Raw genomic sequence first — 20,829 nt, 5'->3', positions numbered from 1 at the left:
TCAATGCATCTCGATATTTCCCGACGCGCCCATGTCAAAGGCCATTTTAACGAGGTTTTTCTGGTTTTGGTTGTGAACGGCCGTCGAACCCTCCGAGGGCACCGCGCTCGGCGGGCGGGATACGCGGTAGGTCGGGCACCGGCCATCCAGGACCGTCTCCAAGACCTTGCGGATGTAGTCCCAGGCGCCCATGTTCTCAGGTTCTTCCTGGAGCCAGACGACTTCCTCCAGCCCGGGGAACTGCCCGATGATCCCGGCCACCTGGTCCTCCGCCACCGGGTAGAGTTGCTCAATGCGAACGACCGCGGCATGGGTTGCGCTTTCCCACAGCTCGTCGTTCATCAGGTCGACGTACACCTTGCCGCTGCAGAACACCAGTCTCCGAATCTTCTCCGGATGTTCCTCCGCGCGCTCGTCTTTGATAATCGGCATCCATTTCCCTTCGGCCAGTTCGCGGGCGGAAGAGGCCACGTCGGGATGACGTAACAGGCTCTTGGGTGTCATGATGATGAGGGGCAGCGGGTCGGATTCGAGGAGCCTCGACTGCCGCCTCAGCAGATGAAAGTACTGGGCCGCCGTGGTGCAGTTGGCGATGCGGATGTTGAAATCGGCGCCGAAGGACAGGAATCGCTCCATCAGCCCGCTGGAGTGATCCGGCCCCTGCCCTTCGAATCCGTGCGGGAGCAGGATGGTCAAGGACGATGTCTGTCCCCACTTGGCCCGGCCGGAAACGAGGAATTCGTCGATGATGATCTGGGCGCCGTCCACGAAGTCGCCGTACTGGGCTTCCCAGAGTACGAATCGCTCCGGCGCCTGAATGCTGTACCCGTATTCGAATCCCAGCGCGGCATATTCGGTCAACGGCGTGTTCCGCGTCTCGAAGGAGGCGTTCGCCTGGGGCAGCCGCCGCAACGGCGTCCAGGCCCGGTCGGTCTCGTAGTCGTGCAGTACGTTGTGCCGCTGGCTGAAGGTCCCCCGCTCCACGTCCTGGCCCGTGAGGCGGACCGGCACGCCGTCCTCGATGATGGTGGCGAAGGCCAGGGTCTCGGCATGGGCCCAGTCGATTTTCCGGGCGTCCACGTCGTCCAGCGCTCGCCGCCGGCGTTCGATCACGCGCTTGAGCCGGGGATGCAGGGTGAATTGATCCGGAAACGTCCACAGCGCCTTGTTCAGGTTCTTCAGACGCCGCATGGAAACGGAAGAACGCGTCCGCCGGGCGGTACCCGACCTGGGCGGTTTGTAATAGGGCTCCACGAGCACTTCTTCCGGTTTCAATTCATCCAGCATCGTCTGCATGGCCCCCATGCGGCCGGCGACCAATTCCTCCGGCTTACCCGCTTCGATCCGGCCCTCCGCCGCGAGCCGGTCGGCCCACAGCTTCCTCACCGTCGGATGGGCGTCGATCCGCCGGTAGAGACTGGGATGGGTGAGCGAAGGATCGTCTCCCTCGTTGTGGCCGTGCCGGCGATACCCGATCAGGTCGATCAGGAAGTCCTTGCGGAACTTGACGCGATAGGCGTAGGCGATGCGGGCGGCCTCCAGACAGGCCGCCGGGTCGTCGGCGTTCACATGGATGATAGGGATTTCGAATCCCCGCGCGATGTCGCTGGCGTACAGCGTGCTGCGGGACTGTTCCGACGGGGTGGTGTACCCGAGCTGGTTGTTGGTGATGAGGTGGATCGTGCCGCCCGTCCTGAAACCCGGGACGCGGTAGAGCGTAAAGGTCTCCGCGACGACGCCCTGTCCCGAAAACGCCGCGTCGCCATGGATCAGGATGGGCAGGTTCCGCTCGGGCAGGGGCCGGACATCCCCCGGCAGGTTGACGATCGTCCCCGCGGCGCGGGCCATGCCCTCGAGCACCGGATTGACCGCTTCCAGGTGGCTGGGGTTCGGTGCGAGGTGGATATGCAGGTCCACTTCCTTGCCCTGCCGGTCCTGGTATCTGCGCTGGGCGCCGCTGTGGTACTTCACGTCGCCGGTCCAGCCCGTGTCGTTGCCGGTCTTGTTGACCCGCTGCACCGGGTCCCGGAATTCGGCCAGGATGTGTTCGTAGGGTTTGTGCAGGATGTGGGCCAGCACGTTGAGCCGGCCCCGGTGGGCCATGCCGATGAGGATGTTGCAGGTGTTGTTCTCCGCGGCCTCGCCGATCACCCCGTCCAGGACGAGGATCATGGTGTCCAGGCCTTCGATGGAGAACCGGGTCTTGCCGGGGAAAGTCCGGTGCAGGAACTGCTCGAAGACCTCCACCTCGGTAAGACGGTCGAGGATGGCCAGTGCGCTCTGGTCATCTTCCGAGGGTCTGAACCGCCCCGTTTCCGCGGCCTCCTGCAGCCATTCCCGCTCTCCGGGCACCTCGATGTGCATGTAGTCGTAACCGGTGGTGGAGGAATAGACGCGCTTGAGTTTCTTGAGGGCCTCGGAGGCATTGTCGCACTGCTGGCCCACCGGACCGCCGATCAGGGAGGAGGGCAGTTGTCGCATCGTCACTTCGGTCACGCCCTGCGCCTCCAGTTCCAGCTCGGTCAGGGGGTCGCCCAGTGCGGCGTCGTCCTCGGTCGCGAAGACGGAATAAGGAAAATACCTGGGATCGGCCAGGGGGTCCAGGTGGGCGCCGAGATGTCCATACTCGCGGACGTTCTGGGCGAGATTGGCGATGAAGACGATCTGGTCGATACCGGCCGGACTGGCGCTGCCGTCTGCGCTGGCTGTGCCGTCGGCTCTGGCGGGGCTGGCGGCGCTTGAAGTTCCGTCGGTGCCGGCAGTTGGATCTCCGTCGAGGTCAGCTGCATGGCGGGAGAACAGCGCGCGGGTTTCCGCGTCGACAGATTCGGGATCTTCGAGGTATTGCTCGTATAACGCGATCACGTATCCGGCGTTTGGGCCATGGAACTCGCGCAAGAGATCCAACTCGAATCCTCCCACGGGCGACTGAATTCGACGTGGCTGGCGGGCGGGGAATCAATGCCTGGCGAAGGCCTCTCAGACTCCGGTTCATCGCCGTTTCAACCCGCATACGAAGATAGAGGCGCCACCGTGGAAAGGCAAATGAATTGTAGGGGTTCCGGGTGAGTGCTGAAGCGCCGGATGCGGGTCCCTTTCCCCGATTAGTGCCTTGACTTTTGACTTGCGTATGCATTACTTCCAGATTTCGATCTTAATCCGTATCAACCGGTTGTTTCGAGGAGTTTCGACCTCATGGACCTGAGTAGGTTGAAGGGCAGGACCGTCGGCGCCGCGGTATCGGGCGGACTGGACAGTTGTACCGTCACCCGGTGGCTGGCGGATCACGAAGTGGACGTGGTCTGCGTGACCGCCGACCTGGGCCAGCCGGATGAAGAACGCATCGACTACGTCGCCGAACGCATGATGCGGTGCGGCGCGAAAGACGCCGTAATCGTAGACGCGAAGGATGAACTGGCGCAGGCCGGCATCGAGGTCATCCAGTGCCAGGCCGCCTACGAGGGGAACTACTGGAACACGACCGGCATAGCCCGTCACATTACGGTGCGGACCCTGCTGCCCGAGCTCAAGAAGCGCGGCATCGATATCCTCTCCCACGGCGCGACAGGCCGCGGGAACGACCAGGTCAGGTTCCAGCTCGTGGCCAACATGATCGACCCTTCGGTAGAGGTCTACGCCCCCTGGAGGGACCAGGCTTTCCTGGATGATTTTCCCGGACGCAAAGAAATGATCGACTTCTGTGAAGACCGCGAGTTGCCGATACAGGCTTCCCACGAGAAACCCTATTCCACGGACGCGAACATCCTCGGACTGACTCATGAGGCCGGCCGCCTCGAGTCGCTCGAAACCCCAGCCGGTTTCATCACGCCCGGCATGGGCGTCCATCCCCGGGAAGCGCCCGATGCGCCCGAACGGTTTGCCGTCCGCTTCGAACAAGGCGTACCGGTCCGGATTAACGGTGACCCGGTGACGCCGCTGTCGGCCATCGAGACGGCCAACCGGATCGGCGGCAGAAACGGCATCGGGATCGGGATCCACACGGTGGAAAACCGCTTCGTGGGCATCAAGAGCCGGGGCGTCTACGAGTCACCGGCCATGACGCTCCTCGGTCAATGCTACGAGTTCCTGCTGCAGCTCATTCTCGACCGCCGCGCCCGGCGTTCCTTCGACCAGGCCTCGGAAGTCATCGCGGAGCAGATCTACCAGGGCTACTGGTACGATCCCGCCACCCAGGCTTTGCGGGCATCCGTCGACGTGTTCAACCAGCTCGCCACGGGGACCATCCAGGTCGGATTGTACAAGGGCGGCGTGTCCTTCGTTTCGGCCGAGGACGTCCCCAACTCACTCTATTCCGAAACGACGGCTTCCATGGAGGGCGTGGGTGATTTCGACCACAAGGATTCCGAGGGATTCCTGGGCGTGCTGGGGGTCAGCGCACGGGCGCTCAAATCATCCGGTCAGACCAGCCGGATGCGGTAGGCCGAACCGCACACGCTGAAAATCGCGCACGTTGAAAACCTGGAGACTGCATTTATGCCGGTAGGCAGCAAAAACCCGTTGGTTCCCGGATGCGGCACGCATCACGTGGCCGTTCAGACGAGGGATTGGAACGCATCGCTGCGGCTGTACCAGGAGGTCCTGGGCATGCAGCCCGTGGCGGAATTCGGCCCCGCCGAACGGAGGATCATGCTCCTCGACGCCGGGGACGGCAGTCACATCGAACTGTTCCAGCCCACGAACGATACCCCTTTGCCGGGCGGCCCCTCGCCCAATGACCCGGTCACCCATATCGCGCTGGCCACGACGGACGCACGGACCGCGATCGAACACGTCCGGTCCCATGGATACGAAGTGACGATCGAACCGAAAGAGGTCAATCTGGGGGGACTGGAAGTGACCGTCGCTTTCTTTAAAGGCCCGTGCGGCGAGGTGATCGAGTTCTTCCAGGAGCATTGACAGAGCAACGCAGGGACCCGATGTACCGAATCTTCGCCACCCTCGTCCTGGTCATGGCGGCCGCTTGCCCCGCCATCGCCCAGGAATATGACGTATCCGAGCTCCAGACGCGCGCCGAGTTCTCCGATTACGACGAGACGACCCGGTATGCGGAGGTCATGTCCTACCTCCGGGCCGCCGTGCTCGCGTCCGACCGGCTTCATCTGACCGAATTCGGCTATACGACGGAAGGCCGGACCCTGCCCCTGCTCGTATACGGCGACGTCTGGGACGCATCCGCGGAGGAAATCGCCCGGACCGGCAAAACGAGGGTGTTCGTCCAGGCGAACATCCACGCCGGAGAGGTGTGCGGCAAGGAAGCCCTGCTTATGCTGATCCGGGAACTGGCCTCCGGAGCGTACGCGGACTGGGCCGATTCCCTGGTGCTGATGATGGCGCCGATCTACAACGCCGACGGCAACGAGCGGATCAGCCTGTACAACCGTCCGCGCCAGCATGGACCCGTGGGGGGCATGGGGCAGCGGCCGAACGCCCAGGGTTTCGACCTGAACCGCGATCACATGAAGCTGGACTCCCCCGAGGCGCGGTCCCTGGTCTGGCTCATGGACGAGTACGATCCCCACGTGCTGATCGATCTCCACACCACGAACGGCACCGTCCACGGCTACCACCTTACCTATTCGCCGCCGCTCAACCCCAATACCGACGGCCGTATTATCGAACTGTTGCGGGGTCGATGGCTGCCCGAGGTGCGAACCACCGTACGTGAGAACTACGGGTGGGAGTTCTATTACTACGGCAACGTGCCCCGGGCCGGGTCGTCCCGTGAACCGGGATGGTACACCTTCGATCACCGGCCCCGGTTCAACAACAACTACGTGGGACTCCGGAACCGAATTGCCATACTGAGTGAAGCCTATGCCTACGCGTCCTTCGAAGACCGGATCATGGCCACCCTGGCCTTCGTGAAGGAGAACGTCCACTTCGCCTACCGGAATGCGTCTTCGATACGCGCGATCCTGGAGACCGTGGACCTGGAATCGGTGGTGGGCCGGGACCTAGCCGTCCGTTCCGCATTCGCCCGGTCCGGTGAACCGGTGGAAATCCTGCTGGGTGAAGTCGATGAGACGCGCAACCCCTACACGGGCGAGGTCATGTATCTCCGGAAGGAAGTCCTCAGGGCGACTTCGATGTACGAATACGGGACATTCTCCGCGACGGAGACGGAGCGCGCGCCCCGGACGTATTTCGTACCCCCCTCCCTGTCCACCGTGATCGAACGGCTCGGTGCCCACGGCATCTGGTACGAGGAACTTTCCGGTCCGCGCGAATTGGCGCTGGAGCGGTTCAGGATTGACGCGTCGCAGGCCGCCGAGCGGCCCTTCCAGGGCAGGCACGAACGGACGCTGTCGGGCGTCTACGAACCCGTGGTCCACACGCTGGAACCCGGCACGCTGGTCGTACCGGTGGATCAGAAGCTGGGCAGGCTGGTATACTACCTGCTGGAACCTCGGTCCGACGACGGCCTGGTCGCGTGGGCGCTGATGGACGATGTGCTCGAAGGCGCGGAGCACTACCCCATACTGCGCGAACCGGCCGACCCATAGCCGGCCGGAAGGGCCCGCGACGGCCCGGAATCTACTCCCGACGGAGCCCGAATGCCCGTACGCGTAATCCTGGACACCGATACGGGGGTCGACGACGCCCTGGCCATCCTGCTGGCCATGCGGTCGCCCGAGCTTCGCGTCGAGGCCATTACGGGAGTGTGCGGAAACACGTCTCTCGAAAACTGCGTACGCAACATTCACCTCACGCTGAACGTACTCGATGCCCGTGAAACACCGGTCGTGGCCCCGGGCGAGGACCGGCCGCTGGTCCGCGAATTGGCCTTCGCCGGGGATATACACGGCGAGGACGGACTGGGCGGCGTGTCCCGACAGGTGGACGCGGACGGGCGCCGCGTATACCCTGATCCCGACCAGCGGCCGAGTACCGAACACGCCGTCGATCTGATCACGGACCTCGCCGGCCGGTACCCGGGTGAGCTTGTCCTGGTCGCCGTGGGGCCGCTCACTAACGTCGCGCGGGCCGTCATGAAGGATCCGGACCGCATGCGCGGGCTGCGGGAGATCATCATCATGGGCGGCGCCTTCGAGACCGGCGGAAACGTATCTCCAGTGGCGGAGTTCAATATCCACGCCGATCCCCATGCCGCGCAAATCGTCTGCGATTCCGGGATCCCCCTGGTCTTCGTACCCCTGGACGTGACCCGGCAGGCGTTTCTGGATGCGGGAACGATCGACCGTTTCGCCGCTGAGACGGGCGCCAGGGCCGTCTTCGTTCGCGACTGCACGACCCGTTACGTGGCCTTTCACCGGCAGAACAGGGGCGTCAACGGTTGCTTTCTCCACGATCCCCTCGCCGTGGCCGTCGCCGTCCGGGAAGACCTCGTCACGACGGTGCCGGCCAGGGTGGACGTGGAAACCGCCGGCGATTTGACCACGGGCATGACCGTGTCCGATCTTCGTTCCGACCGGTGGGGCGAACCGAACGCGAGGATCTGCACCGCGGTGGACGTCCAGGCATTCACCAGGCTGTTCGAGGAAAGGGTGCTCGCATGATACTGAAGGACCGTACGGCCATCGTAACCGGCGGCGGGCAGGGCATCGGCCGGGCGATATGCGATATCTTCGCCGAAGAAGGCGCCGCGGTCGTGGTCGTGGATATCAATGAATCCGCCGCCGAGGAGACCGCCCTGCAGCTGAACCGGGAAGGCCATGACGCGCGGACCGTCCGGGCCGACATCTCGGTCGCGGCGGAGATAAGCGCCCTGGTCGACGGGGTCGTCGAGGAGTACGGCCGCGTGGACATTCTCGTGAACAACGCGGGACTGGCCCTGTTCAGGTCGGTGGAAGCGTGCACGGAGGAAGAATGGGACCGGGTGATGGCGGTCAACCTCAAGGGACCGTTCCTGCTGTCAAAGGCCCTGCTGCCCACCATGATCGCCCAGCAATCCGGCGCGGTGATCAACCTGGCCTCGGTCGCGGGGAAGACCGGCGGCGTGGTGTCCGGCGCGCCTTATTCGGTCTCCAAGGCCGGAATCGAGTGTCTGACCAAGTCGCTGGCCCGCGAACTGGCGCCGCACGGGGTCCGGGTCAACGCCATCGCGCCCGGAATCATAGATACCGCCCTGACCGCCCATCACGATCCGGCGTTCGTCGACGCGATCCCCCTGGGCGGCAGCAAAGGGGAACCGCGGGACGTGGCCGAGGCGGCGCTTTTCCTGGCATCAGACCGGTCGCGTCATATCACCGGCGAGATCCTGGACGTCAACGGCGGCCTGTTGATGGACTGACCATGACCGCATCCGTTTCCAATTTCGCCGTGGACATCGTGGACCGGCATGCGCGGGAGCCGGGCCGGGTCGCCCTGCGATGGCAATACGCAGGCGGCGTCACGACGGACGTGACCTTCCTTGACATGAAGATACGCTCCGAGAAGGTCGCCTACGTGCTGCACCAACATGGCTTGCGCCCGGGACAGCGGGTGTTCATCCTGCTACCGCCATCCACGGCCTGGTGGGAGTCCGTACTCGGCTGCATGCGCGCGGGCGCCGTGGCCGTACTGGGCCAGGACGCGTCCACGTCACAGGTGCTGAAGGACCAGATCAACCAGTCCCGGTCCACGCTGGTGATCGCGTCCGACGCCGTTGCGGAGGTGATCGGCCGGATCATGGGCGACTGCGGCCGGATCACCCACTGGCTTTCCGTAGGCTGGGAGCGTGAAGGGTGGGTGGATTTCGACCGCCGCGTCTCCCTCGCGCCGGCCGGCTTCAAGGCGGTGGAAACGCGCGGATCCGATCCGTGCATCGTCGTGTACGACCAGGGATCGTCGGCCATCGAAACCACGCACTGTCACGGCGATGATGGATATGACCTGGAGCAGCTCGATGCGTGGCGCGACGGGCTGGCCATTGCATTGCAAGAAACCTCCGAGCACCCATGATTCGCGCGCTGACCGACTGCCTGGTGGTGGAGTTGACCACGCAACTGCCGGGTCCCTACTGCGCCATGCTGCTGGCCGATCTCGGCGCCGAAGTGATCAAGGTGGAACCGCCCGGCGGGGATCCCCTGCGCGGTTTCCCCCCGGCGTTCACCGGCGTCAACCGAGGCAAGCGGAACATCGTGATCGACCTCAAAAAGGACGCGGGCAGGGCGGTCATGAGCCGCCTGATCGGCCGGGCGGACGTCGTGCTGGAAGGATTCCGGCCGGGTGTGGCCGAACGGCTCGGCGTGGACTACCCCGCGGCGAAACGACTGAACCCCACCATCGTGTACTGCGCTATCTCGGGATTCGGACAGGAAGGCCCGTACCGGGACCGTGCCGGCCACGACATCAACTACCTCGCGATCGGCGGCCTGCTCGGACGCGGCGATCCGCCCACGGTCCCTCCTGTACTGATTTCGGACCTGTCCTCCGGTCTGTACGCCGCGCTGGCCGTTTCCGCCGCGCTCATGCGGCGCGCGGCCACGGGGGAGGGAAGCTTCATCGATCTGTCCATGACCGACTGCATACTGTCCTGGATGGCGCTTGACATCGCCGCGGCTGCGCAGGATCCGGAGGCGGCCCGGGGACAGTTCCTCGGGAACATCCCCCATTACGGGATCTACGAGACCTCGGACGGCCGGCACATCAGCCTCGGGATCGTCCACGAGGACCATTTCTGGGCCCGTCTCTGCGACGTCATGGGACTGGACGTATGGCGGAGCTGGCCTTCGCAGAAAAGGCTGGAACGGGCGACGGAAATCAGGGAGAAACTCCGTGCCGTTTTCGCCACGGCATCCTGCCGGGAATGGGACCGGAGGCTGCGTGAAGCCGACGTGCCATGTGCACCCATTTACCAGCTTGACGAGTTACCGGACGACCCTTATATACAGTATCGAAACCCGTTTTACCATCTCGTCGCTTCCGACCGGTCGGAAAGCCGTCAGGTCAGGGCGCCGTACCGTACGGATTCGCCGGAGTCCGAAGCCCCGCTTCCGCCTCCCGTCAAAGGCGAACATACGCGATCGGTACTTTCGGATTCCGGATACGACGATGACGAGATCGACCGACTGATACAACATGGCGCAGTTCACGCATCCCGAACCGGGGAGTAGTAGCCGAATCCCAAAGGAGATATGATGAGCATCCGCGTGCGAAACTGGCGTGACCAGGCGCCTTATGTCGGACATATCAGCGCGCTGGTCTGGACGCTGTACCAGTCCCATGACAAAGACGAGACCTCTCCACCGGAAATCAACCGGCTGCACGGCATCAACAGCTTTGTCAAGCACGGTCTGCAGGGCCACCAGCACTCGGACCACCACCAGCACGACGCCATAGAGCAGTTGTATTTCATCCTCCGCGGGCGCGGCCAGTTGCTGATCGGGGACGACAAGGTGGACGTCCGGGACGGCACGGCCGTCTACATGCCCGTCAACGTGCCCCACCAGGCGTTCAACGACGGGGAAGGCTGGATGGAGCACCTGATCGTCAGTTGCCCGCTCGAAGAAATCCGGGAGGGCACGCCCGCGGTGCGGGACTGGCGCGATGTCCATCCGGTCGTACTGGAAGGCGGCACCGTTTCCTGGCCGCTGCTGCGGCGCGAGGAGGATGCCCCGGCCGGAGAAGGCGGCGTGCTCCAGCGCGTGCAAAGCGTGACCCGCTACGCGGTCCAGGGGCGCCAGGGAACCGCCTGGCAGCAATTGGATGGCATCGAACTGGTCCACTACGTACTCAGCGGATATGGCATCGTCGAGGATCTGGACGGGGACCGCCAACTGGTCACGGAAGGTTCCGCGGTTCACGTGCTGCCCGGGGTTGCCCATCGATTCGCCAACCAAAGCGAGGGCTGGCTCGAGTACGTCACGTTCGCGGTCGAAACAGGTGAGGTCGAAGCGCCGGACGAATCCGACGAGTTCGATGAGTCCAAGGAGCCGGTTGTGGAGTACGGCGTGGAAGAAGTCGCCGAGGCCGCCGTGGTGGCGGAAGTCGATTGGGACGACGCCGACACCGTGGAGACCGAAGAGGAAATCGAGGAGGACGGGACCGACGATGAAGCCGACGATGAAGTAGAGTCGGCGCAGTCCGAAGATGAGGATGAGGATGAGGCAGAGGCCGAGGATGAGGCGGAGGTGGCAGTTGAAGCGGCCGTTGACGATGAGGCCGGCGGCGACGGAATAGAAGATGAGGCCGGCGAATCGGCAGTGGCCGACGAAGAGTATGAAGCTGACGAAGCCGACGAGGATATCGAAGTCGTGGAGGAAGGCAACGGCGAAGATGGGGAAGACGCGGAGGAGGTCGGAGCGGAAAGCACTGAGACGACCGATGATAGCGAACCGGAAGCGGCAGTAGAAGACGCCGAGGACGCGGAAGCGGAAGAAGAAGACGTGGCCGAAACGGAACAGGCCGAAGCCTCAGAAAAAGCGAAAGCGGACGACGACGATTTCGACATGGAAGACGACGATGCGGACTTCGATATCGAAGACGAAGATGAAACCGTCGTGGAGGACGAAACAGGGGAGGAGGACGACGATTCCCCTGATGCGGACAGACGTTAATCGAAAGCGTACGTGAACAACCTACCCGCCCGCTCGTTCGGGCGTACCGGCATGCGTCCGGCGGCGCTGGCCATGGGAGCCGCCTTTCTGCACGAAAGCCCCGAGGCGGTCGAGGCCATCCAGACCGCCCTGGAACTGGGCGTCAACTATTTCGATACCTATCCGGGCCACAACGAGGAGAAATGGGGCGAAGCGCTCTCCGGCGTGCCCCGGTCCTCCTACTATCTCCAGGCCAAGATCGGCACCCATCCCGAACGCAGGAAGGATTTCTCCGGAGAAGGCGCCAGGTGGAGCCTGGACCAGAGCCTGCGATCCCTGAAGACAGACTACCTCGACTGCGTGCTCGTGCACGATCCGGCCGATGTAGAGGAATTGCTGCGCAAAGGCGCGGTTTTCGACGTGCTGCTCGAGATGAAATCGCAGGGCGTGGTCAGGAACATAGGGCTCGGCGCCCGCTCCCATGACTGGCACGTACGGCTGATCGACGAAGGCATCAGCGACGTGTCCCTGACCTTCCTGGACTATACCCTGGTCAACCAGTCGGCCGCCGCCACCATTTTTCCGGCGGCCAGGAAGCGGTCAACGGGAGTCATCCTCGCCAGTGTGCAAGGCATGGGACTTCTGACCGGACAGGAGCCCGATCCGGATCGCGAGCGGGGCATGCATCCCGAGTCCGAGCCACGCGCGCATCGAATCTGGACCTGGTGCCGCGAGCACGGCGTCAACATCCGCCACCTGGCCATACAGTTCTGCCTGGCGGCACCGGTGGACAGCATCGTCATGTTCGGGCCGGCGAGCATCCGGCACGTCCACGACGCCTACGAGGCCGCCACCGAGACGATTTCGGCCGAACTCTGGGAAGCGTTCGACCTGGCTTTCGGCATTCATCCGGGCATGGATGCCGGACCGTCATAGTTCCAGTACGGCGAGTTGTCACCTTCCCACCTATATCGAGAGAACCAAACACGTCATGTCACAAGCCACCCATCCGTACGGAATTCCTTCCACATGCCCTCACTGACCTTCTCGCCCCGCGTGCCCGTCATCGACGCGAATGTGTGCGTGGGCAATCACCATACCGGACCTTCGCCCTGCCAGAGCCCCGCGCAACTGCTCGACGAAATGGATTTCCACGGGGTCAAGCGCGCCGTGATCTACCATGCCCAGGGTGAACAGATCAGTCCGACGGACGGCAACCGGTACCTGGAGGACTGGCTCGACGAGGACGGACGCCTGATCCCCCAGTGGTCAGTCGCGCCGGTGGAAATCTCCATCGAGCAGATCGCGGAACTCCACGGCCAGGGCCGGGTGCGTTCCGTCCGGCTGCACGACTGCCAGTCCGCCGGACTTCCCTTTCTCCCATGGGGTTACGACGATCTCCTGACCTTTCTTTCAGACGCCGGGATCCCAATCTGGATCCCGCTGATGGACGTGGAAACAGACCACCTGGTCACGACGCTCAAGGCCTATCCGGACCTGCACGCCGTGCTCGTCGGCGCGCACTATACCCACGCGCTGGTCGTTCGCGGGCTGCTGGAAGCGAGTCCCCGTGCCGTGCTGGAACTCAGCCGCTACGAACCCATCGGTGAAGTAGAGGCCCTCGTGGATCGGTTCGGCGCGGGCCGGTTCGTCTACGGCTCGTGGTATCCCCGGTACGCCATGGGGCCGATCCTTTTCTACCTGCACCACACGCGCATGGGCGAGGATGCACTCGCGCGGATCTGCGCGGGAAACGTCGAGCGGCTGCTCGGACTCGGGGAGGGGTCATGATAGACGGTACGAGGGTGATCGACTACCACGGTCACACGGGAAGATGGGAACGGTATGGCATGGTGGACGACCCTGAACTCCTCCTGGGGGCCATGGACGCCGTCGGCATCGATATCGCGTGCCTGTTCCACATATTTCATCCGGACGGGACCACGGGCAACGATCTGACGGCGAAATTCGTCGCCAGGAACCCGGACCGCTTCGTCGGTTTCGCCTATGTCTCGCCGACAATGCCCGAACGCATGGTTGCCGAACTGGAGAGGGCGATCGACAAACTGGGGTTCCCGGCCATCAAGCTCTACCCGCCCTATACGCCCTGGCCCTTCAACGAGGAACCCTGGCATCCGATCTACGAGTTCGCCCAGGACCGGGGGCTGGCCATCATTTTTCACACGGACCACTTCATCAACAGCCGGCCCCGTTACTTCGAAGACCTCGCACCGGCCTACCCCCGGGTGAACTTCGTCTCCGCCCACTGCGGCAACGTGCCCGAGGCCCGCGCGGAGGCCATCGCCGCCGCGCAGAAGTACCCGAATGTCTACCTCGAGACCTGCTCGACGTACCGGACACCCGGCGTGATCGAGGAACTGGTGGAAAAGGGCGGGGCCGACCGCGTGCTGTACGGATCGGACATGCCCCTGATGGATCCGCGGCCTCAGATCGGCAAGATCATCACGGCCCGGATATCCGACGAGGCGAAACGCATGGCACTGGGCGAAAACGCGGCCCGGCTGCTGAATATCTAGGACAGGAGGTTCACGTGATTCTCGGCCAGGCAGAACTGCACAACGTACACGAACTGCTGGACGACCCCGGAGGCGCGGGCAGTATCTGTTGCCGCGTGCCGAACGACCTGCGCGTGACGCTGAACGAATCGGCGAAGAACAACGCCCTGCAGGCCACCGGGTGCGAGATCCGGTTCAACCTGGAGGGACCGGAGGCGGCTATCACGCTCCAGAGCCCCGACGGCCCGACGCTCGCGGAAGTGTACCAGGGCGACTTCTTCAGCGCCCTGCACATCGTCGACGCGACCCCGACGCGAATCACCGTTGTGCGCCCCGAGTCCGAAGCGGACATGCGCCGGGTCACGCCGTCCGATGCACGGTTCGATACCGGCCTCACCAGGGTGGTCCTGCCATGGCGGCCTGCGGTCCGCCTGGTCTCCATTGAAGGCGACACGTCCCTGCCAAGACCGGACCAGGCGCCGCAGACCCGGTACCTGGCCTACGGTTCGTCGATCACCCACGGCAGCACGGCCGTCCGGCCCACAGGAACGTATCCTGCCCGGACCGCCGAGTTGCTGGGCACCGATCTCTTCAACCTGGGATTCGGCGGAGGCGCCCACCTGGAAGCGGGCATGGCGGACTACATCGCCGGACGCACGGACTGGCACTTCGCCACGCTGGAGATGGGTATCAACGTCGTGCAGTCCTTCACCGTGGACGAGTTTTATAACCGCGTCGCGTACTTCGTGACCACGATTGCCGACGCCCATCCCGACGACTGGATCTTCTGCATTGACATCTTTCCGTGCCGGTATGATTTTACGGGCGTCGAAAAATGCCAGACCTTCCGGTCCATCGTGGCGGAACGGGTGCTGGAATTGAACCGCCCGAAGCTCGTGCATATCCCGGGAGACGCCATGCTCCGGTCCAACAACGGCCTCACGGTGGACCTCGTGCATCCCGCGCCCGCCGGTTTCGAGGAGATGGCGCGGAACCTCGCGGACATCATCCGTGCGCGCAGAACGTAGTTTTTTAAACTTCATCCAGCAGACCAAAAGGGGAAACGAATGGATACCATCCGGGTAGGCGTGGTCGGCGCCGGCACCAATACCGTGACCATGCACATACCGAAGCTGCAGGCCATTGAAGGCGTGAAGATCGTCAGCGTGTGCAACCGAAGCCGGGCGTCGTCGGAGCGGGTGGCGAAGCAGTTCGTCATTCCGAAGACCTACGAAACGTGGACCGAGCTGATCGAGGCCGAAGATACGGACGCCATCGTCGTGGGGACCTGGCCCTATCTTCACTGCGCCACGAGCATGGCGGCCCTGGCGAACGGCAAGCACATCCTTTGCGAAGCGCGTATGGCCATGAACTACGAAGAGGCCCAGCTCATGCACGACGCCGCGCAGAACAACCCGGACCTCGTCGCCCAGATCGTGCCTTCCCCCATGACGCTGTGGGCAGACAAGACCATCCAGCGCCTGATCGCGGAAGGGTACGTGGGCGAGATCCTCAGCGTGGAACTCCGCTCCTCCGGCAGCGAATTCATCGACAGCGACGGTCCCATGCATTGGCGACAGAACACGGACTACAGCGGCATGAACATCATGACCATGGGCATCTGGTACGAGGCCATGCGGCGCTGGGTCGGGGATCCGCTTTCGGTTTTCGCCCAGGGCAAGACCTTCACGAAGATGCGCCGCGACGCCGAAACGGGCGTGATGCGCGCCGTCAGGGTGCCGGAGCATATCGACATCGTGATGGACATGATCTGCGGCGCGTCGGCCTATGTCAAGATTTCGACCGTCCAGGGCTTGGCCAACGAAAGCGAAGCCACGATTTACGGCAGCGAGGGCACGATCCGCATGGGCGACAGCAAGCTCTACGGAGCCCGCCGGGGCGACGACGCCCTGTCCGAAATCGAGATCCGGTCCGAGGACCACGGGGAATGGCGGGTGGAAGAGGAATTCATCAATGCCATACGCGGCCTCGAGAAGGTGTCCCACACGCCCTTCGACGTCGGGGTCAAGTACATGGAATTCACCGAGGCCGTAACCCGGAGCATGTCGGAGGGCAAGGCCATCGCCCTGCCATTGTAAGCCCCTGTAGGAGAGGGGTCTCCCGCGGGTGAGTGTTAGGCGGAAGGCCTGTTACGTTGAAGTGACGCGATCCACGTAGGCCAGGACGGCGTCGATCAGGTCCTCCGGGGCCGATTCGTTGACGACGGTGAAGTCCGCCATGGCGATGGGGCCGCCCTTCTCGATGTTCTCGATCTCCGCGTGGTCCCGCTTTCGCGCCTCGTCCGCCGTGAGGGGACGCATCCGGAACTGGGGGTCCGTCCGCGCGTCGTGGGTCCGGTGCTCCAGCCTGCGGTAGCGGGTCTTCGGCGAAGAGACCACGGCCACCACGTGGATGCGGTCGCCGAAGGTCTCCTTCAGGATCTTGTGTTCCGACCACGAATACAGCCCGTCGATCACCACGTGGCCGTGTTTCAGCCCTTCCTCGATGGCGGGCAGCGAAAGCAGCGCGAAGGCGCCCATCCCGTGTTCGCGCCGCAACCCTTCCCGCATCTCCTTCTCGTTCTCCGGATTCACGTCCCGGCCTTCCGCCCTGAGCCGGTCGATGGTCACCTGGCCAAAACGGATATGGCGCCAGCCCCGGTCGACCAGACATTCGGCAGCCGTCGATTTCCCCGATCCGGTCATGCCTACGATGGCGACGATTAGGTGCATTTCAGGTCCGCCTGGTTGCAGAGAAGGAAGACGAAAACCGGGCAGAATATACCATTTTTCAGGGACCCTGTCAAAGCGGTTGTACGCGGGGTATATTGTCCTTGACGATCATCCCGCGTCCAATTTGTTTTAAGTTTCTTCGACTTTAACAAACGATCCGAATAACCGTGCGTGACGGCAACGGAGGAAGGCCATGGCTGAATCATCACCCGATCGCGTCGGAAGTCGATTTCAACTCGAGACCGAGCTGGCCCGGGATCTCGGCCTGGTCGCGGCCACGACGATCATCGTCGGCGGCATCATCGGATCCGGCATATTCGGCGCGCCCGCGGGCATCGCGGCCGTACTGGGCTCTCCTGAACTGTTCCTGCTGGTCTGGGTCATCGGCGGCCTGCTCTGCTTCTCGGGTGCGCTGTGCTTTGCCGAACTGGGCGCCATGATGCCCCGTACGGGCGGCATCATCGTGTACCTGCGGGAATCCTATCCCCCCTACGTGTCCTTTCTCTACGGGTGGACGGAAACCGCCGTGATCTGTCCCGGCGCGCTGGCCGCCGTCGCCATGATCTGCACCTCGTACCTCGGTTACTTCGTACCGGATATCTCCCTGGAGCACGTGCTGCTGCAGGCTGGACCGGTAATGGTCTCGACCCAGCACCTGGCGATCTTCGCCGTCCTGGCCCTGCTCGGAGCCGTCAATTATGCGGGCGTGCGATTCGGTGGGTTCATATCCAATGTGTCCACCTTCGCCAAGGTCGCGGCCCTGCTGGGCCTGGTGTTCCTCGCCCTGATCGTCGGCGGGTCCGCGGAGCATTTCTCAACGCCGTCGGCCACGGGCCGGGAGATGAGTCTTTTCGGTGCGCTGGGAACGGCCATGGTCGGCATCCTGTTCTCGTACAACGGCTGGTACAACACGAACAACGTCGCCGGTGAGGTGAAGGACCCTCGCCGCGTACTGCCCCTGGCCATCATCATCGGGCTGAGCCTCTGCATGCTGGTCTACCTGGCCGTCAACTGGGCATACCTCTACGTCATGAGCATCGACGAAATCGCCGGGTCGAATCAGATCGCCGCCGAGGTAGCGGAAAGGCTGATCGGTCCGATCGGCGGATCGCTCACCTCTCTGGCGGTGATCGTCGCCACCTTCGGAACCCTGAACGCCAACATCATGTACATGCCGCGCATCGCCTACGGCATGGCCCGTGAGCGCCTCTTCTTCGGCTGGTTCACCCGGGTGCATCCCAGGTTCCGGACCCCGTCGCGAACGATCACCACCCTGACCATCCTGGGCATGGCGTGGAGCCTCGTCGGGAACTTCATGGAAATCGTCCTGGCCGTGATGTACGTGTTGTTCGTGTTCTACGTGTTGACCGTGATCGCCGTGTTCATCCTCCGCCGGAAGTATCCTGACGAACCCCGACCATTCAAGGTGTGGGGCTACCCCGTCACACCGCTCTTCTTTATCGTGGTATCCCTCGGATACATCATATCGACGGTCGTTTTCAGCTTCGGCGACGCCCTGCCGGGCATTATCGTCCTGCTCCTCGGCGTGCCGGTGTACCTGCTGTGGTTCCGCAGGCAGGCGGCCAGTGCATAGACTTCAGATTGCAGGCTTCAGGTTAGTGATTAAAACACAGATCAATGAAAAGAGGAGTTACCGATGCCCGTCATGAACGGCGGCGAGACCCTCGTCCGGTCCCTGCACGCCAACGGCGTCGAGGTCGTCTTCGGACTGCCCGGCGCCGGCCAATACGAAGCCATCGACGCGATCTACCGGCAGGAGGGCATGCGGTACATCACCACGCGGAACGAACAGGCGATCAGCTACATCGCCGATGGCTACGCCCGCGTGAGCGGCAAGCCGGGCGTGGGTATCGCGGTCGAAGGCCCCGGGTTCTTCAACACCACCGCTGGACTGGCCACCGCTTTCGCGCAATCCTCGCCCGTACTGCTGGTCACCGGAGACCACCACGGCGTGTCCATACCCGGCCGGCCCCGGCACGACAGCCTGGGTGACTACGGCGCCTATTCGAAGTGGGCGGGTCGTGCGGAATCGCCATGCGACGTCCCCGGCCTGGTCCGGGAGGCGTTCCGCCAGCTCAGCACCCCGCGGAAACGGCCCGTCGTCCTGGAGATCGGACCCCACGTTTTCAGGGCCGAGGAGGAGGTCCGCCTGCAGGAAGCGGCGGCGTACTCGCCCGCGGCGGGAGACGCCGGCCGACTGGCGCACGCGGCCCGGCTGCTCGCGGAATCGAAACGGCCCCTGATCTGGGTCGGCGCCGGGGCGTCGGAAGGCGCGCCGCTGGTCCGGAAGATCGCCGAGCACCTGGGCAGCCCGGTCGTCAGCAGCCGCAGCGGTAAGGGCATCCTTCCGGCGCGGCATCCGCTTTCGCTGGGGATGTTCGAGGCGCGGTTCAGGCCGCTGAAGGACCGGGTGGACGAATGCGACGTGATCCTTGCCGTGGGCACGGCGACCGACCTGAGCGCGCGACTGGATGGACAGACGGTGATCCGGATCGACGACGACCCCGACGAGATCAACCAGGACGGAAGCCATACTCACGGCATCCTGGGCGAAGCCGCACTGAGTCTGGAGGTCCTGTACGACAACCTGGCCGGCCTGTCCGCGCCGAGGCCCAACGTCACCGAGGACATCCAGGCGATCAACGCCCACCGTTTCGGTCCGGCGGAACAACTCCAGCCCCAGGGCGCTTTCATGGACGCCATGCGCGCGGCGATTCCCGATGACGGCATCTTCGTGGGCGGGATGAACCAGATGGGATATTACGGCCGGAACTACTACCATGCCCAGTCCCCGAGGGGATACCAGACTTCCTCACACCACGGCACACTCGGCAGCGTGTTCCCCGTCGGCATCGGCCTCAAGATCGGACGCCCCGAGCGCGCGGTCGTCGTGGTCTCCGGCGACGGCGGCATCCTCTACAACCTCCAGGAACTCGCCACGGCCGTGCAGTACGGCATCAACGTCGTGACCGTCGTGTTCAACGACAACGCCTACGGCAACGTGTTGCGGGCCCAGTTGGAAGAGTTCGACGGCCGCGTCATCGGTACCGAACTCCACAATCCGGATTTCGTGAAACTGGCCGAAGCCTATGGCGCAAGGGGGGTTCTGGCCGCGGACCCGTCACAGCTGGAGGCGGCCGTGGGCGAGGCCGTTACGGCAGACGCTCCGACCTTGATCGAGGTGCCGATCGGCCCCTGGGAGCGAAGGTACTAGGCAGGACACTTCCAGTTCAGGTCGCATCCCGCTTCCCGCAGGAAACGGATACCCTCGTCCCAGTGCCGGTCGACGTTTCCTACCCCGTGGGAATCATCCCCGGGTACCACGGCGACTCCCATTTTCAGGGCCTGCTCGAGTACTGGCCGGGAGACGTAGGGCTCGGCCTGGCCTTTCTTCAGCGCGGCCAGGTTGAAATCCAGGATCGACCCGATATCACGGATCGCTTCCAGGTTGCGCACGACCCGGTCCCACACGAAGGGCTTTACGAGGCGCGCCCTGTAATCGGGGTCGAAGATCCGCACCAGGTCGAAGTGGCCGATCACCTCGGGACGCAGCTTCGTGATCATTTCGTACTGTCGGTCGAAGTACGCGCAGTACAACTCATCCACGCCTCCGACTGTATCCGCCGCGGCACGGTACCATTCCGGCGATCCATCGAACAACTCATCGTTGATCTGGTGCACGGAACCCACGATATATTCGGGTTCGTGCGCCTCCCTCATCGCGGGTACCCAGGTTTCATACCCGCTGTACGCCTCCGTTTCGAAGGCTACCAGTATGCGGATTTCGGACGCATACTGGTCCCGCAGCCGTCTGCAGGCCGCCATGTATTCGGCGAATCTCGCCTGTTGATCGACGGCGTTCAACCCGGTGGTCAGCTCATCGGGATAGCTCAATGCATCCCGCTCCGGCGGCATGTGCTCGGTGATGCCCACCCAGGCGTATCCATGGGCGATGTAGGCCCGTACGATCTCCTCCAGCGAGTCCTCCGCGTGTCCGCAGAACTCACCGCTGTGGCCGCCGTGGACGGAAACGCGTTCGGGGGCTGAGGCCATTCTCGAACC

18 protein-coding genes are annotated in these 20,829 nt (G+C 63.7%); 15 read left to right on the top strand and 3 right to left on the bottom strand.

Going from position 1 to position 20,829, the window contains the following annotated elements:
• Positions 1-2,907, bottom strand: coding sequence for a 2-oxoglutarate dehydrogenase E1 component (locus tag F4X08_07175; protein MYD25579.1), 2,907 nt, complete (start codon positions 2,905-2,907; stop codon positions 1-3).
• Between the two features lie 288 nt (positions 2,908-3,195).
• On the opposite strand from F4X08_07175, the gene argG reads away from it, so the two are divergent.
• The 13 genes from argG to F4X08_07110 all read left to right on the top strand — a co-directional run bounded on the left by argG (position 3,196) and on the right by F4X08_07110 (position 16,113).
• The gene (gene argG, locus F4X08_07170) at positions 3,196-4,440 is read left to right on the top strand and encodes an argininosuccinate synthase (GenBank protein MYD25578.1); all 1,245 of its coding nucleotides are present in this window, start codon (positions 3,196-3,198) and stop codon (positions 4,438-4,440) included.
• 54 nt (positions 4,441-4,494) lie between these two features.
• Positions 4,495-4,917 carry a VOC family protein gene (locus tag F4X08_07165; GenBank protein ID MYD25577.1) on the top strand — a complete coding sequence of 141 codons (423 nt, stop codon included), beginning with the start codon at positions 4,495-4,497 and terminating at the stop codon, positions 4,915-4,917.
• 20 nt (positions 4,918-4,937) lie between these two features.
• Positions 4,938-6,524, top strand: a complete 1,587-nt coding sequence (locus F4X08_07160) for a peptidase M14 (GenBank protein MYD25576.1) — start codon at positions 4,938-4,940, stop codon at positions 6,522-6,524.
• A gap of 51 nt (positions 6,525-6,575) precedes the next feature.
• Positions 6,576-7,538, top strand: coding sequence for a nucleoside hydrolase (locus F4X08_07155; protein ID MYD25575.1), 963 nt, complete (start codon positions 6,576-6,578; stop codon positions 7,536-7,538).
• Positions 7,535-8,272 (top strand): SDR family oxidoreductase, encoded by a 738-nt coding sequence (locus tag F4X08_07150; protein MYD25574.1) that lies wholly within the window; start codon positions 7,535-7,537, stop codon positions 8,270-8,272. The genes F4X08_07155 and F4X08_07150 overlap by 4 nt, the downstream gene beginning before the upstream one ends.
• A gap of 2 nt (positions 8,273-8,274) precedes the next feature.
• Positions 8,275-8,922, top strand: a complete 648-nt coding sequence (locus F4X08_07145; protein MYD25573.1) for an AMP-binding protein — start codon at positions 8,275-8,277, stop codon at positions 8,920-8,922.
• Positions 8,919-10,076, top strand: a complete 1,158-nt coding sequence (locus tag F4X08_07140) for a CoA transferase (GenBank protein ID MYD25572.1) — start codon at positions 8,919-8,921, stop codon at positions 10,074-10,076. The genes F4X08_07145 and F4X08_07140 overlap by 4 nt, the downstream gene beginning before the upstream one ends.
• A gap of 21 nt (positions 10,077-10,097) precedes the next feature.
• A complete protein-coding gene (locus tag F4X08_07135; protein ID MYD25571.1) occupies positions 10,098-11,519 on the top strand; it encodes a cupin domain-containing protein in 1,422 nt (473 codons plus the stop codon).
• Between the two features lie 12 nt (positions 11,520-11,531).
• Complete coding sequence (locus tag F4X08_07130; protein ID MYD25570.1) at positions 11,532-12,434, top strand: aldo/keto reductase; 903 nt, start codon at positions 11,532-11,534, stop codon at positions 12,432-12,434.
• 93 nt (positions 12,435-12,527) lie between these two features.
• A complete protein-coding gene (locus F4X08_07125) occupies positions 12,528-13,289 on the top strand; it encodes a hypothetical protein (protein ID MYD25569.1) in 762 nt (253 codons plus the stop codon).
• Positions 13,286-14,035: an amidohydrolase gene (locus tag F4X08_07120; GenBank protein MYD25568.1), complete on the top strand. Its 750-nt coding sequence runs from the start codon at positions 13,286-13,288 to the stop codon at positions 14,033-14,035. Before F4X08_07125 ends, F4X08_07120 begins: the two co-directional genes overlap by 4 nt.
• Before the next feature lie 14 nt (positions 14,036-14,049).
• Entirely contained in the window at positions 14,050-15,042 is a 993-nt protein-coding gene (locus F4X08_07115) for a hypothetical protein (protein MYD25567.1), read from the top strand.
• A gap of 39 nt (positions 15,043-15,081) precedes the next feature.
• Entirely contained in the window at positions 15,082-16,113 is a 1,032-nt protein-coding gene (locus F4X08_07110) for a Gfo/Idh/MocA family oxidoreductase (GenBank protein MYD25566.1), read from the top strand.
• A 51-nt stretch (positions 16,114-16,164) separates the two neighbouring features.
• On the opposite strand, the gene F4X08_07105 is transcribed toward F4X08_07110, so the two are convergent.
• Complete coding sequence (locus F4X08_07105; GenBank protein ID MYD25565.1) at positions 16,165-16,746, bottom strand: AAA family ATPase; 582 nt, start codon at positions 16,744-16,746, stop codon at positions 16,165-16,167.
• A gap of 193 nt (positions 16,747-16,939) precedes the next feature.
• On the opposite strand from F4X08_07105, the gene F4X08_07100 reads away from it, so the two are divergent.
• Together F4X08_07100 and F4X08_07095 are read left to right on the top strand one after the other, a co-directional pair.
• Complete coding sequence (locus tag F4X08_07100; protein ID MYD25564.1) at positions 16,940-18,340, top strand: amino acid permease; 1,401 nt, start codon at positions 16,940-16,942, stop codon at positions 18,338-18,340.
• A gap of 63 nt (positions 18,341-18,403) precedes the next feature.
• Positions 18,404-19,981: a thiamine pyrophosphate-binding protein gene (locus tag F4X08_07095; protein ID MYD25563.1), complete on the top strand. Its 1,578-nt coding sequence runs from the start codon at positions 18,404-18,406 to the stop codon at positions 19,979-19,981.
• On the opposite strand, the gene F4X08_07090 is transcribed toward F4X08_07095, so the two are convergent.
• A complete protein-coding gene (locus F4X08_07090; protein ID MYD25562.1) occupies positions 19,978-20,820 on the bottom strand; it encodes a histidinol-phosphatase in 843 nt (280 codons plus the stop codon). The genes F4X08_07095 and F4X08_07090 overlap by 4 nt on opposite strands.
• Between the last annotated feature and the right edge of the window lie 9 nt (positions 20,821-20,829).

The organism is Gemmatimonadota bacterium, from assembly GCA_009841265.1.
In the GTDB taxonomy this organism is placed as follows: domain Bacteria; phylum JAAXHH01; class JAAXHH01; order JAAXHH01; family JAAXHH01; genus JAAXHH01.
Note: the sequence above shows the minus strand (reverse complement) of the source record. Positions and strands in the feature narration are given on the sequence as shown.